The following is a 13308-nucleotide window of genomic DNA, read 5'->3' as shown; positions in this document are numbered from 1 at the left end:
TTACTCCTCCACCATCGCCACCGCGCGGATCCAGCCGGCGCTGGCGCGCTCGATCTTGACTGGGAAGCAGCTGACGGTGAAGCCGAAGGGCGGCAGCGCGGCGAGGTTCGCCAGCTTCTCGATCTGGTAATAGGGGCGGATGCGCCCGGCCTTGTGCCCTTCCCAGATGATCGACGGGTCGCGGCTCTCGGCCCAGCGCCGCGCGGTATGGCTGAAGGGCGCGTCCCAGCTCCACGCGTCGGTGCCGACCACCTCGATGCCTTGCGCGGTCAGCCACAGGGTCGCCTCCGCGCCGAGGCCGACGCCCTGATCGGTGAAGCCCTCGGTGCCGTAGACCGCGCCCGACTGCACCAGCACGATATCGAGCGGTTGCAGCACGTATCCGATCCGCGCCAGCTCCGTCTGCACCTCGGCGGCGGTGACGACGTGGCCGTGGGGGAGGTGGCTGAAATCCAGCTTCACGCCGGGGCGGAAGAAGCGGTCGAGCGGGGCCTCGTCGATACTCGGGGCGGGGGAGGCGCCGCCGTCGGTGGTCGAATGGAAGTGCCACGGTGCGTCCATGTGGGTGCCGTTGTGGGTCGAGAGCTCGACGAACTCCACCGCCCAGCCTTCGCCATCGGGCAGGTCTTCGCGCGCGAGGCCGGGGAAGAACATCGCGATCTGCTGCCACGTGTTCTCGTGGGTCATGTAGGTGACCTTGGGCCGCATCACCTCGGGATCGGAGACCACATTATTGGTGATCGGGATCGAGAGGTCGATGAAGCGGGTCACCCGGCCAGTTCCTCATCCATGAAGGCGGCGATGTCGGCGAGGTCGACGTCGCGGGCCACGTAGGCCTCGCCCAGCGCGCGCAGCAGGAGGAAGGGCAGGGTGGTGCCTTCCGCCTTCTTGTCGTGGCGCATGTGATCGACGAGGACAGCGCCGCTGCAGGCGAGGCCGAGCGCCGGGAGCGCGGCGGGCAGTCCCGCCGCCGCAATCGCTGCCGTCGCCCGCGCGGCATCATCAGCGGAAATCTCGCCCCGCCTCGCCGAGTATTTCGCCGCAAGCACCATGCCGAGCGCCACCGCCTCGCCATGCAGCAGACGGTCGGAAAAGCCGGTCTCCGCCTCCAGCGCATGGCCAAAGGTGTGCCCGAGGTTGAGCAGCGCGCGCAGGTCTTGCGTCTCGCGCTCGTCGGCGGCGACGATCCGGGCCTTCATCGCGATGCTGGTGGCGATCGCATGTTCGAGCGCTTGCGGCTCGCGGGCGAGCACCGCCGCGCCATTCGCCTCCAGCCACGCGAAGTACTCGGCATCGCCGAGCAGGCCGTACTTCAGCACCTCGGCAAACCCTGCGCGCATTTCGCGATCCGGCAAGCTCGTCAGCACCAGCGGGTCGATCAGCACCAGTGAGGGCTGGTGGAAGGCGCCGATCAGGTTCTTGCCCGCACGGGTGTTGATCGCGGTCTTGCCGCCGACCGAGCTGTCGACCTGCGCCAGCAGCGTCGTCGGCAGCTGGACAAAGCCTACCCCGCGCTTCGTCACCGAACAGGCAAAGCCGACGAGGTCGCCCACCACCCCGCCGCCCAGCGCAAAGACATGGTCCTTGCGGGTCACGCCCAAGGCCAGCAGCCAGTCGCACAGCTTTTCCAGAACGCCCCAGGTCTTGGCGTCCTCGCCCGGCTCGACCACGAACCACTCTGCCGCCAGCCCGTGTGCGGCAAGGTGCGCGTCGATCCGGGCGGCGAACAGGCGTCGGGTGTTGGTGTCGGCGACGAAAGGCACGGGGCGCTGGGGGCCATAGCCCTTGAGGAACGGCGCGGCGGCCTCGGCGAGCCGCTCGAGCAGCCCCTCCTCGATCACCACCTCATAGGCGCGCCCGGCCAGCGCGACGGGAATTACAGCCATTGGTCAATCGCCTCGATGATCGCGCGCGCGGTGTCGGCGTGGGGGCCGGTCTCGCTGACGATACGGATATGCGCCTGCCCGTAGAACGGCGCGCGCTCGGCCGCCAGCCGGGTGAGGATCTCGCGCGGGTTGCCCTGCTTCAGCAGCGGACGGTTGGAGCGGCGCGCGGTGCGCTCGACCAGCGTGTCGATGTCGCAGTCGATCCACACCGCGATGCCCTTTTCGAGCACCGCAGCACGGGTCTGCGGATCGACGAAGGCGCCGCCGCCGGTCGCGATCACGCCGTGGCCTTCTGAGAGCAGGCGCGCGATCACCCGCCGCTCGCCATCGCGGAAATGGGCCTCGCCGAAGGCCTCGAAGATCTCGGGGATCGAGCGCTGCGCGGCCTCGGCGATGGCATCGTCGGCATCGACGAAGTCGCGCCCGAGCATGTTCGCGAGCTTGCGGCCCACGGTCGATTTGCCGACGCCCATCAGCCCTACCAGCACCACCGGCCGGTCGATGCGCGCGGCGATGGCGGCGATTGCGCGATCATGGGGGGAGGGGCACGCGGCGGACATTGCCGCAAGGCCTATAGATGGGCTAGGGCACGCGCAATATGGCAAACTTGCGGCAAGAGCGTCTGACCCCCGGCGGTTTCGAGCGGGTTCCTCCCAAGCGACGCGGGCGGCGCTGGCCGTGGGTGGCGGGGCTGGCGGCGCTCGCGCTGACCCTTCTGGCATGGTTCGACGGCGGCGAGGAAGCGCTGCGCCCGATCGCAGAGGATGTGAGCCTGCCGGAGCAGGGGCAATGAGCGGCCAGCGCCGGAATTTCGGGGCAAGCGTGCTCGCGATCGCTGTGGCGGGCGCTCTGGGCGGCGCGGGTCTTGCGGGCCTTGCGCTGGCGCAGGGCAAGCCCGAATCGCTGCTGCCGCCCGGCTTCGACGATCCTGCCCCCGCGCCAACCCCGCGCCAGACACCCGCGCCGCGTCCCGCGCAGGGCCCGCCATCCGCGCCGGGCCAGCCGCCGCTGGCGCAGCCGGGGCCGGGAGCGGTGCCGGTCGATCCGGCCAGCCTCCCGCCGCTCCCGGAGATAAGCCGCGAGGATCTCGCCCGGCTGCCGAGCCTCGAGCAGCTCGAGAACATGTCGACCGAGGAGCTCGACCAGCTGCTCGGCCTTGCGCCCAAGAGCGACATTCCGGCGGGTGCTCGGCGCGCCCTGACCCGCGTCGGGGTGCTGGCGGTGGACGAGGGCGGCCTGCCACCGGTGGCGCTCGCGAACCAGTCGGACAAGCTGGTGCGCGCCGCCCTCAATGGCACGCAGGGCCCGCTGGTGTCGCGCTGGGGGCACATCCTGCTGCGCCGCACGCTGGCGAGCCGCCTCGCCGCGCCGCTCGGCATGGATCCGGTCGAATTCGCCGCGCTGCGGGTGGGCGTGCTCAACCGCATGGGCGAATACGCCCTCGCGCGCGCGGTGGTGCAGGATATCGACACCGCCAACTGGTCGCCCGCGCTGACGCAGGAGGCGCTCGCCGCCTACCTCGCCGCCGGGGACATCACCGGGGCCTGCCCGGCGGTGCGCCTGCAGGGCTCGCAGCGGCAGGACGGCGAGTGGGTGATGTGGCAGGCGATCTGCAACGCCTATGCGGGCGAGACCGCGCTGTCCGCCACGCAGCTCGACCGCGCGCTGTTCCGCGGCGCGGCGCCGCGCGTCGACGTGCTGCTGGCGCGGCGCTTTGCCGGGGCGGCGGGGCGCGCGCAGCGGGGCGTCAATGTCGAGTGGCAGGGGGTGGACGATCTCAACCCCTGGCGCTTCGGCCTTGCCAATGCCGTGGGCGAGCCGCTGCCAGCAGGGTTGCTGGAGAACGCATTGAAGGCGCGCGGCGGGGCCTATTACGCGCGCAGCGGCGCGCTGCTGCCGATGCTGCCCGCAAGCCAGCGCGCGCCCTTCGCCGGACGCGCCGCGCGCGAGGGGATCCTGTCGGCCGACGCGATGGTCGATCTCTATTCCGAAGTCTACGCCGATCCGGCCGCGAGCGAGGAGGCGAAGGCCCATGCCGCCGCGCTGCGCGAGGCCTATCTTGCGACCGATCCGGCCGCGCGCATCGCCGCGATGCAGCGCCTGTGGGCCGACGGGGCGAAGCTCGGCGGCGGCGACGGCTACGGCGCGCGCGTGCTCACCGCCTTTGCCGCCGCGCGCATTCCCGCCACCGCCGAGAATGCGGGCGCGGCCGGTGACCTCATCGCCGCCATGCTCGCCGCCGGGCTCGATCGCAACGCGGGCCGCTGGGGGAATGTGGTCGAGGAAGGCTCGATGGGCTGGGCGCTGATCGCGCTGTCCTCGGCCAATGGCGCCGCCGTCGGGCAGGGCGCGGTCGAGAGCTTCATGGGCGATGACGCGAGCGAAGGTCAGAGGAAGTCCGCCTTCCTCGTGGCCGGGCTCGCCGGGACCGGGCGCTTGTCCGAGGGTGACGCGGGCGCGCTCGCGGGCGATCTCGGCTTCGATCTAGCGCGCAAGACCCGCTGGACCACCGCGATTTCCCGCGCGGCCGAGGTCGGCAATCCGGCGCTGGTGGCGCTGCTGGCGGGTCTGGGGATGCAGGGGTCGAGCTGGTCGCAGATGACCCCGCTCCACCTCTACCACATCACCGCCGCGCTGACCCGCGTGGGGATGGTGGCCGAGGCCCGGATGATCGCCGCCGAGGCGGTCGCGCGGGGCTGATGTCGGCCAGCACCGAGGCGTTCCTCGCCATGCTGGCCGCCGAAAGGGGCGCAGCGCTCAACACGCTCGCCGCCTATCGCCGCGATCTCGATCAGGCCGAGGAGGCCATCGGCGATCTTGCCGCCGCGGACCGTGACGCTGTCGCGGGCCTTGCGGGCGAGTGGGCGGCCCTTGCCCCTGCCAGCGTGGCGCGCAAGGCTTCGGCGCTGCGGCAATTCTTCGGCTTTGCCATCGACGAGGGCTGGCGCAGCGACGATCCCTCGGGCGCGCTGCCGCAGCCGCGGCTCAAGCGACCCTTGCCCAAGGTGATGGGTCACGACCAGATCGCCGCCCTGTTCGCCCGCGCCGAGGACGAGGCAGCGGGCGACGATCCCAAGGCGGTGCGCCTCCTCGCCCTTATCGAACTGCTCTACGGCTCGGGCCTGCGCGCGACCGAGCTGGTTAGCCTGCCGATCAGCGCCGTGCCGCGCGATGCGCCGTTCCTGACGGTGACGGGGAAGGGCGGGGCGGCCCGGCTTGTGCCCGTTGGCGGGCGAGCACTGGAAGCTGTAGGCCGCTGGCTGGCGCTGCGCCCGCAAACACCGCCCTCGCGATACCTGTTCCCCTCGGGGAAAACCGGCCACCTCTCCCGCGTCCGGCTGTTCCAGCTGCTGAAGGACCTCGCCGCGCGCGCGGGGCTCGATCCCGCAAGCATCAGCCCCCACGTGCTGCGCCACGCCTTTGCCACGCACCTGCTCGAAGGCGGCGCCGACCTGCGCGTGCTGCAAACCCTGCTCGGCCATGCCGACATTTCGACGACGCAAATCTACACCCATGTCGATGCCGCGCGGCTGGTTGCCCTCGTCAATTCCCGCCACCCGCTTGCAACCCGCACAACATCCGACTAGCCCCGCGCCATGATTTCCTACCTCGATTTCGAGAAACCCGTCGCCGCGCTCGAAGAACGCATCGCGCAGCTGCGCAGCGTCAATGCGCTCCATGATGTCGATGTCGCCAGCGAAATCGGGCGGCTCGAGACCAAGAGCGCCGAGCTGCTCGCCAGCACCTATGCCTCGCTCACCCCGTGGCAGAAGACGCAGGTTGCCCGGCATCCGCAGCGCCCGCATTTCCGCGACTATGTCGCCCATGCTTTCAGCGACTTCATGCCGCTGGGCGGTGACCGGCTCTATGCCGACGACCTTGCGATCATGGGCGGCTTCGCGCGGCTGGGCGACCGGCGCGTGATGCTGATCGGGCACGAGAAGGGCCACGACACCAAGAGCCGCATCGCCCACAACTTCGGCATGGGCAAGCCCGAGGGCTATCGCAAGGCGATCCGCCTGATGGAGCTGGCTGGTCGATTCGGCCTCCCCGTGGTGACGCTGGTCGACACCTCGGGCGCATTTCCGGGGATCGAGGCCGAAGAACGCGGGCAGGCCGAGGCCATCGCCCGCGCGACCGAGGCGTGCCTTGCGATCGGCGTGCCGATGGTCGCCGCGATCGTGGGCGAGGGCGGGTCGGGCGGCGCGGTGGCGCTCGCCAGCGCCAACCGGGTGCTGATGCTGGAACATGCGGTCTATTCGGTGATCTCGCCCGAAGGCTGCGCCTCGATCCTGTGGCGCACCTCCGAAAAGGCGCCCGAGGCCGCGCAGGCGATGAAGGTCACCGCGCAGGACCTCAAGCGAATCAACGTCATCGACCGCATCGTCAAGGAGCCCATCGGCGGCGCGCATCGCGATCCGGCGGGCGCGGCGCGGATGCTGGGAGAGGCGCTGGCCGAGGAGGTCGATGCTCTCGCGCCCAAGAGCGCCGAGCAGCTGATCGCCGCGCGCGAAGACCGCTTTCTCGCCATCGGCGGCTGACAGGCCATCTCAAGTTAAGGTTTCGTTTGCCACGTCCCTGATGCATGAAGCTTGCCCGGAAAGCTGCGAGAAAGCAGCGCGGGGACAGGCGGAAAGGGACGGACACATGGCAAGGATTTCACGCAAGGCGCTGGCTTTCGGCGCGGCTACGCTGGCGCTGGGCGGATGCATGACCGCGAGCGATGCGAAGATCCCCAGCAGCGCAACGCCGATCACGCCTGCCGAGGCCAAGCAGGGCGCCGAATATCACCCGCAGCTGCTCGCCGAGTTCGGCGGGGCGATGACGGGCACCCACGCGGCGTATGTCGAACAGGTCGGCAAGAACATCGCGGTGCAATCGGGCCTCGGCAATGCGCGCGAGAGCTTCACGGTCAGCCTCCTGAACTCGCCGGTCAACAACGCCTTCGCGATTCCCGGCGGCTATATCTACACCACCCGCCAGCTGGTCACGCTGATGAACAGCGAGGCGGAGCTGGCCGCGGTGCTCGGGCACGAGGTCGGCCATGTCGCCGCGCGCCATTCGCAGCGGCGCCAGGCGGCGGCACAGAAGAACACGCTGCTGGGGCTGGGGGGCGCGATCCTCTCGGGCCTGCTGCTGGGCGATTCGGGGATCGGGCAGACGCTGTCGCGCACCTTCCTGCAAGGCTCGCAGCTCTTGACGCTGAGGTTCAGCCGCAAGCAGGAGCTCGAGGCGGACGCGCTCGGCATCGAATATCTCGGGCGCGCGGGCTATGACCGGCGGGCGATGGGGACGGTGCTGGCGAGCCTTGCCGCGCAGAACGCGCTCGACGCGCGGCTTTCGGGGCAGAACGCCAGCGTTCCCGAATGGGCCTCGACCCACCCCGATCCGGCGAGCCGCGTCCAGAATGCACTGACCAAGGCGGGCGCTGCGGGGACGAACTCCGTCAGCAACCGCGACACCTTCCTCGCCCGGATCGACGGGTTGCGCTATGGCGATGACCCGGCGCAGGGCGTGATCGAGGGCAGCACCTTCACCCACCCCGACCTGCGCCTCGCCTTCACCGCGCCCCAAGGCTACTACATGGTCAACGGCACGCGCGCGGTCAGCATCCAGGGGCAGAGCGGCAAGGCGCAGATGACGACCGCCGCCTATAACGGCAATCTCGAGGCCTATGTGCGCAGCGCCTTTGCCGCGGCGGGCGGGCAGAACAGCACGCTGGCACCGCAGACGATCGAGCGCACGACGGTGAACGGGCTTCCCGCGGTCTACGGCATGGCGAGGGTCAACAATGGCAATTCGCAGGTCGATCTGGTGGTCTTCGCCTATGAATTCGCGCGCGATCAGGCCTTCCACTTCGTCGCGATCGCGCCCGCGGGGCGGGCCGGCGGTTTCAACGGGATGTTCCAGTCGATGCGGCGAATCACCGCGGCCGAGGCGGGCGCGGTGGTGCCGAGGAAGCTTCAGGTGGTGACCGTGGCGCGCGGCGACACGGTGGCGAGCCTTGCGCGGCGCATGGCCTATGACAGCGCGCAGGAAGAGCGCTTCCGGGTGCTCAACGCGCTCTCCGGCACGGCGACGGTGACGCCGGGCCAGAAGGTCAAGCTGGTGGTGCGCGGAAGGTAAGGGGAGGGAGGTCTGCATCGCGCGTCAGCGCGACCCCCAAACAAAAACGGCGGGGATCGCTCCCCGCCGTTCGTGTTTTCGCCAAGCGGCTCGCGCTTACGCGGTGCCCTTCGACATCTTGGTGTTGACGTTGCTGAAGGTGCCCGAGAGGGTCGAGCCGACGTTGGTCATCGCGGTGATCGCGGCGACGGCGATCAGGGCGGCGATCAGGCCGTATTCGATGGCGGTGGCACCTTGCTCGTCACGGACGAGGCTCTTGAAGAAGGTCATGTTCGGTCTCCTGGCTGGGCATTAAAACGTTCGAACCCGCCTGGTCAGTGGCGGACATCCGTAAAATTATCCGACATCAATTGATAAATACCTAAGAGTTCGGAAATTTTCGGGTAACCAAAGACGCTTGGCGGGAATTAACCCTGTCTCGCCCGATTTGCGCCCCTATTGGCGGGCGGCGCGCAAAGAAAAAACGGCGGGGATCGCTCCCCGCCGCAGTCGTTTTCCAGGAAACTTGTGCCGCGCAGGCGGCGCAGGCGTCAGGCGGTCGCGCCCGGCGCCATGCTGGTGTTGACGTTGCCGAAGGTGCCCGAGAGGGTCGAGCCGAGGTTCGTCATCGCGGTGATCGCGGCGACGGCGATCAGAGCTGCGATCAGGCCATATTCGATGGCGGTCGCGCCCTGTTCGTCGCGGACGAGGGTCTTGAAGAAGGACATTTTCCGGTCTCCTGCATCAGCGCCAGATTCCGCGAGGCCGGAAAATCCGGGAGCGGCTGGCTGTATGTCTGCGTAAACCGGCAGTGGTTTCGGGCGGCTACCGTCGCCCCCGGGGCAAATACGTAGGGTCGGACGGGCCGCGCACAAAGAAAAACGGCGGGGATTGCTCCCCGCCGTCGTTCTTTTTGCCTGAGGCCGTCGCTTACGCGGTGGTGCCCTTGGTCATGTTGGTGTTCACGTTGGTGAACGTGCCCGACAGGGTCGAGCCGAGGTTGGTCATGGCGGTGATCGCGGCGACGGCGATCAGAGCGGCGATCAGGCCGTATTCGATGGCGGTGGCGCCCTGTTCGTCGCGGACGAGGTTCTTGAAGAAGGTCATGTCTAGTCTCCTGGTTTGGTCTTCGGTACCCGTGCCCCCCTGTGTCGCGGCGGGCTGATGTCGTGTTAAACTGCCAGTTCTTGAGAAATTCCTAACTCGGCGGTTCATGTGGAATTTATTTCGACATGGCAGAGACACTCTTGCTCTCGACATTGCCCCACATGTTGATGGTCGTTGTGGCGACGCCCTGAAGTGCGGCGATCATGGCAATGACGATAAGCGAGAGGATCAGACCGTATTCGATCGCGGTTGCCCCGGACTGGTCGTCGACAAGCCTTTTCAAGAATGTCGACAGCATCGGGAAAACCTCTACTTCCTGCGTTCTGACGGGGCTGAAAATCGGGTCAATTCGTTAAGAAAGAGTTGATCGGGGGCGCCGCCTTGGAAAGAAAACCGACATGACGAAAACGTGGATCGCGGTGGTTGCCGGCGCCCTCGAGCGCGGGGACGACCGCTGGCTGATGCACCTCAGACCTCAAGGAAAGCACCACGGCGGACTATGGGAATTCCCCGGTGGCAAGGTGGAGGCGCAAGAGATGCCCGCCGCCGCGCTGGTGCGCGAACTGGCCGAGGAGCTGGGGATCGACTGCAAGGCCGATGACCTCGTCCCCTGCGGCTTTGCCGAGACCGGCGGGGAGGCGGGCGGCAGCGCGCTGGTGCTGCTGCTCTACCGCCTTGCTCGCTGGCAGGGCGAACCACAGGCGCTCGAGGGGGCGGGGGTGGGCTGGTTCACGCCTCAGGAGATCGCCGCGCTGCCCAAACCGCCGCTCGACGCGCAGCTGGCCGCGCAGCTCTTCCAATTTCGCTGATTTCCCTTCGAACCCACTTGCCAAGCCGGAATGACCCCCCTAAAGGGCCCCCCTCAGCGCGCACCCGTAGCTCAGCTGGATAGAGCATCAGACTACGAATCTGAGGGTCGGACGTTCGAATCGTTCCGGGTGCGCCAACAAGGCCCGTTGCCTCGCAAGAGGCGGCGGGCCTTGTTGGTTTTGAACGGCGGTTTCAATCCCCCACCGAATCCTCGAGTGCGTGCATGTCGTCGTCCGACAGGCCGAAATGGTGCCCCGCCTCGTGGATCACCACGTGCCGCACCAGCTCGGCAAAGCCGACGCCGGTCTCCTCCATCTCGGCCAGCAGGGGCTGGCGGAACAGGGTGATGACCGGCGGGAGCCCCTCGCTGTCCCACTGGCTTCTTTCGGTGAGCGCCACGCCTTCATAAAGCCCGGTCAGATCCCACGGGTCCTCGATCCCGAGCGAATCGAGCTGCTCGTCGGTGGCGAACTCCTCGATCCGCAGCACCACGCCCTCGAGCTCGCGCGCGAAGACCTCGGGGAGGCGCGCCAGGACGGCACGGGCAAGCGTCTCGAATTCGGCAGCACTGGGTTCGCGCACGCGATTTGCTCCTTTCCCTCCGGCAAGGGGATGCATTGTGCAAAACCCCTATTACATTTGCATAGGTGGGGATGGCATCCATCGGCCGCAATCGGCGTATCTTCGCGGAACGCCTCGGTTGCTCGATGGTTGACGTCACTCGGGATCGACAGGCGAGGGGGCTCGATGAAGAGCCGATGAGTGAAGAAAGACCAGTCAGCATGAACCATATCTCCGCCCACGATCACGACGATGTGTTCGATCCGGAAAATCCGCTCGGCAAGCCCGAGGTGCCCGAGAACGTGCAGGACGCGATTCGCACCCTGATCGCATGGGCGGGCGACGATCCGAATCGCGAAGGGCTGCTCGACACGCCCAAGCGGGTCGGGCGCGCGTGGCTGGAATATTGCGAGGGCTACCGCGAGGATCCGGCGATCCACCTCACCCGCCAGTTCACCGAAGTGGGCGGCTATGACGAGATCGTGCTCTTGAAGGACATCCCCTTCCAGTCGCACTGCGAACACCACATGGCGCCGATCACCGGCAAGGCGGCGATCGCCTATCTGCCGCGCAACAAGGTGGTGGGCATCTCCAAGCTCGCGCGCGTGCTGCATGGCTATGCCAACCGCCTCCAGATCCAGGAGCGCCTGACCGCCGAGGTCGCGCAGTGCATCTGGGACCATCTCGATCCGCACGGTGTGGCCGTGGTGATCGAGGCCGAGCATGGCTGCATGACCGGCCGTGGGGTCAAGACCCACGGCGTGGGCATGGTCACCAGCCGCATCCTCGGCTGCTTCCTCGAAGACCATCGCAGCCGCCGGGAAGTGATGAGCCTGATGGGCTACTGACCTTCAAGCTTGCAACGATCGGCAGATTGACGCCGCTCACGGTCAATTGAGAAAATTGCAACCAAGGTTGGTTGGAGCGCTCCTGTTGCGATGATATGACACATCATCGACGGCCATAAAGGCCGCGACAAGCAGGAGAGACCATCATGAAGAAGTTTGTGATGAGCGTTCTGGTGCTGGCTGCCAGCCTTGCCGCACCCGCCTATGCGCTCGAGCACGAGGTGGTGATCGATCACGCCGAAGGCCCGATCGCCGCCGACTACAAGGGCACGGTGAAGATCGAGACGCGCCAGGTCGGCGCGGCCGGTGTCGCCGGCCGGCCGAGCACGCTCAGCTGCCAGTGGACCGCGAGGCTCGACGTCGAGCGTGTCGCCAAGGTCGGCAGCACGATGAGCTCGCGGCGCACGCTGACCAGCGACGACGTCGCCAGCGGCGCGCGTCCGGGCTGGTGCCCGAGCAACCCCGAAGCCATCGCCAAGCTGGTCGATGCCCGGGGTGAGCGCGTGCGCAGCGCGCTGCTCGCGCTGGTCGAACAGGACCGCGCCGCGCTGGTGGCCGAGGCCGACACCGCCACGACGCTCGGTTAAACCGCGCGAAGGTTGCCATCGAAGCGGGGCGCTCTCCTGTGCGGGGGCGCCCCGTTTTCGCATTTGCGGTCAGCGGCAAAGCAGCATAGCTTCCTCGCCGGGATCAGATTGACGATCATCCGAGGAGACTGTCCGATGCTGCCTTTCACCGCCCGCCGTCTGGTCGCGCTTGCCGCTCCGCTTGCCCTGCTGGCCGCCTGCTCGGGCGGCGATGCCGGCGAACCGGCCGCCGAGGGCACGGACGCTGCTACCACGGCAGCGGGCGAAGCGCCGCCGATCATCAAGGAGCGCGAGGAGAATTTCGAGGCGATCGGCAAGGCCTTCAAGGCGATTCGCGGCCAGCTCGATGCCGATGCGCCCGATTTCGCCCTGATCGCGGCGAGCGCGACCGACATCAACACCCGCGCGCAGGCGATCCCGAACCACTTCCCCGCCGGCACCAGCACCGCCGACGGCTTCAAGACCGAGGCGCTCCCGGCGATCTGGGAGAAGCCCGAGGAGTTCAAGGCCGCCGCGCAGAAGCTGGTCGACGAAAGCGGCAAGCTTGCGAGCCTCGCGCCCGGCGGCGACAAGGCGGCGGTGGCCGCGCAGGCGATGGCGATGGGCGGCGCGTGCAAGGGCTGCCACGACAAGTTCCGGCAAGACGACGAGAAGAAATAGGTGAGTGACACTCCCCCGCCGCGCGCGGGCCTGCCACCTGACGTCAGCGTGTGGGACCCGCTGCTGCGGCTGACCCACTGGAGCTTTCCGCTGCTGATCCCCGCCATGTGGTGGACGGCGGAGAACGACAAGTGGGCGCTGCACAAGCGGTTGGGGCTCGCGCTGCTGGGCCTGCTGATGTTCCGCATCCTGTGGGGCTTCCTCGGCCCCGAGACCGCGCGCTTTACGCAATTCGTGAAGGGGCCGAAGGCCGTGCTCGCCTATCTGCGCGGGGACCGGAGTGCCGGGCCTGCCATCGGCCACTCGCCGCTGGGCGGGTGGAGCACGATGGTGCTGCTCGGCGCGATGCTTTTGCAGGTCAGCCTTGGGCTGTTTGCAGGCGATCCCTTCGACGGGACGACCGGGCCGCTCAACCAGCTGGTGGGCGTGGCGCTCGCCGACACGATTACCGAGCTGCACGAGACGCTGTTCTGGGGGATCGCCGGACTGATCGGCCTGCACCTCGCCGCGATCTGCTTTTATGCGGTCAAGGGCGATGATCTCTTGAGCCCGATGGTGGGCGGCACCCGCCCGCCGATGGAGGGCGTGGCGGGTATTGGTCCGGTGCCCTGGGTGAGGGGGCTGCTCGCCTGCGGCCTCGCAGCCGGGTTAGCGCTGTGGGTGGCTTACGGCGCACCGCCGCTGACCTGACGCAAAAGGGGCGCACCCCGCTGCCGGGACGCGCCCCCTTACCTGAGACGTTCC

General features: G+C 68.2%; 18 protein-coding genes and 1 tRNA gene. 11 read left to right on the top strand and 8 right to left on the bottom strand.

All coding sequences use genetic code 11. The features are described from left to right. The 3 genes from PFX90_RS03350 to PFX90_RS03340 are packed head-to-tail and all read right to left on the bottom strand — an operon-like array spanning position 1 to position 2446. Positions 1-771: a cyclase family protein gene (locus PFX90_RS03350; RefSeq protein WP_285710570.1), complete on the bottom strand. Its 771-nt coding sequence runs from the start codon at positions 769-771 to the stop codon at positions 1-3. Beyond that, positions 768-1886 carry a 3-dehydroquinate synthase gene (gene aroB, locus PFX90_RS03345; RefSeq protein ID WP_285710568.1) on the bottom strand — a complete coding sequence of 373 codons (1119 nt, stop codon included), beginning with the start codon at positions 1884-1886 and terminating at the stop codon, positions 768-770. Before aroB ends, PFX90_RS03350 begins: the two co-directional genes overlap by 4 nt. Continuing rightward, a complete protein-coding gene (locus tag PFX90_RS03340) occupies positions 1877-2446 on the bottom strand; it encodes a shikimate kinase (RefSeq protein WP_285710566.1) in 570 nt (189 codons plus the stop codon). The genes aroB and PFX90_RS03340 overlap by 10 nt, the downstream gene beginning before the upstream one ends. A gap of 47 nt (positions 2447-2493) precedes the next feature. Between PFX90_RS03340 and PFX90_RS03335 the strand changes: the two genes are divergently transcribed. From PFX90_RS03335 to PFX90_RS03315, 5 genes are all read left to right on the top strand, one after another. Continuing rightward, positions 2494-2679, top strand: a complete 186-nt coding sequence (locus PFX90_RS03335) for a hypothetical protein (RefSeq protein ID WP_285710563.1) — start codon at positions 2494-2496, stop codon at positions 2677-2679. Beyond that, positions 2676-4586 (top strand): hypothetical protein, encoded by a 1911-nt coding sequence (locus tag PFX90_RS03330; protein ID WP_285710560.1) that lies wholly within the window; start codon positions 2676-2678, stop codon positions 4584-4586. The genes PFX90_RS03335 and PFX90_RS03330 overlap by 4 nt, the downstream gene beginning before the upstream one ends. Next, on the top strand, positions 4586-5473 hold the full coding sequence (locus PFX90_RS03325) for a tyrosine recombinase (protein ID WP_285710558.1): 888 nt from the start codon (positions 4586-4588) through the stop codon (positions 5471-5473). The genes PFX90_RS03330 and PFX90_RS03325 overlap by 1 nt, the downstream gene beginning before the upstream one ends. A gap of 9 nt (positions 5474-5482) precedes the next feature. Then, positions 5483-6427, top strand: coding sequence for an acetyl-CoA carboxylase carboxyltransferase subunit alpha (locus PFX90_RS03320; RefSeq protein ID WP_285710555.1), 945 nt, complete (start codon positions 5483-5485; stop codon positions 6425-6427). A gap of 106 nt (positions 6428-6533) precedes the next feature. Further along, on the top strand, positions 6534-8012 hold the full coding sequence (locus tag PFX90_RS03315; protein WP_419180075.1) for a M48 family metalloprotease: 1479 nt from the start codon (positions 6534-6536) through the stop codon (positions 8010-8012). A gap of 96 nt (positions 8013-8108) precedes the next feature. On the opposite strand, the gene PFX90_RS03310 is transcribed toward PFX90_RS03315, so the two are convergent. The 4 genes from PFX90_RS03310 to PFX90_RS03295 form a co-directional block, all read right to left on the bottom strand. Continuing rightward, positions 8109-8282 carry a Flp family type IVb pilin gene (locus PFX90_RS03310; RefSeq protein WP_285710553.1) on the bottom strand — a complete coding sequence of 58 codons (174 nt, stop codon included), beginning with the start codon at positions 8280-8282 and terminating at the stop codon, positions 8109-8111. A 260-nt stretch (positions 8283-8542) separates the two neighbouring features. Next, positions 8543-8719, bottom strand: a complete 177-nt coding sequence (locus tag PFX90_RS03305) for a Flp family type IVb pilin (RefSeq protein WP_285710551.1) — start codon at positions 8717-8719, stop codon at positions 8543-8545. A gap of 202 nt (positions 8720-8921) precedes the next feature. After that, positions 8922-9098, bottom strand: a complete 177-nt coding sequence (locus tag PFX90_RS03300; RefSeq protein ID WP_017665207.1) for a Flp family type IVb pilin — start codon at positions 9096-9098, stop codon at positions 8922-8924. 115 nt (positions 9099-9213) lie between these two features. Further along, positions 9214-9381, bottom strand: a complete 168-nt coding sequence (locus PFX90_RS03295) for a Flp family type IVb pilin (RefSeq protein ID WP_419180074.1) — start codon at positions 9379-9381, stop codon at positions 9214-9216. 115 nt (positions 9382-9496) lie between these two features. On the opposite strand from PFX90_RS03295, the gene PFX90_RS03290 reads away from it, so the two are divergent. Together PFX90_RS03290 and PFX90_RS03285 are read left to right on the top strand one after the other, a co-directional pair. Further along, on the top strand, positions 9497-9907 hold the full coding sequence (locus PFX90_RS03290; RefSeq protein WP_285710545.1) for a (deoxy)nucleoside triphosphate pyrophosphohydrolase: 411 nt from the start codon (positions 9497-9499) through the stop codon (positions 9905-9907). Between the two features lie 60 nt (positions 9908-9967). Beyond that, positions 9968-10044, top strand: a tRNA-Arg gene (locus PFX90_RS03285). Positions 10045-10100: 56 nt separating this feature from the next. Here PFX90_RS03285 and PFX90_RS03280 read toward each other — a convergent pair. After that, the gene (locus tag PFX90_RS03280) at positions 10101-10490 is read right to left on the bottom strand and encodes a metallopeptidase family protein (protein ID WP_285710542.1); all 390 of its coding nucleotides are present in this window, start codon (positions 10488-10490) and stop codon (positions 10101-10103) included. A 200-nt stretch (positions 10491-10690) separates the two neighbouring features. On the opposite strand from PFX90_RS03280, the gene folE reads away from it, so the two are divergent. The 4 genes from folE to PFX90_RS03260 all read left to right on the top strand — a co-directional run bounded on the left by folE (position 10691) and on the right by PFX90_RS03260 (position 13254). Then, on the top strand, positions 10691-11317 hold the full coding sequence (gene folE, locus PFX90_RS03275) for a GTP cyclohydrolase I FolE (protein WP_285710539.1): 627 nt from the start codon (positions 10691-10693) through the stop codon (positions 11315-11317). Positions 11318-11463: 146 nt separating this feature from the next. After that, positions 11464-11904, top strand: coding sequence for a hypothetical protein (locus PFX90_RS03270; protein ID WP_285710537.1), 441 nt, complete (start codon positions 11464-11466; stop codon positions 11902-11904). Positions 11905-12039: 135 nt separating this feature from the next. Then, the gene (locus PFX90_RS03265) at positions 12040-12564 is read left to right on the top strand and encodes a c-type cytochrome (RefSeq protein ID WP_285710535.1); all 525 of its coding nucleotides are present in this window, start codon (positions 12040-12042) and stop codon (positions 12562-12564) included. Continuing rightward, complete coding sequence (locus PFX90_RS03260) at positions 12565-13254, top strand: cytochrome b/b6 domain-containing protein (RefSeq protein ID WP_285710532.1); 690 nt, start codon at positions 12565-12567, stop codon at positions 13252-13254. Positions 13255-13308: the final 54 nt, after the last annotated feature.

It is taken from the genome of Erythrobacter oryzae, from assembly GCF_030271515.1.
Lineage (GTDB): Bacteria > Pseudomonadota > Alphaproteobacteria > Sphingomonadales > Sphingomonadaceae > Erythrobacter > Erythrobacter oryzae.
This window is presented reverse-complemented; position numbering and strand designations above follow the sequence as displayed.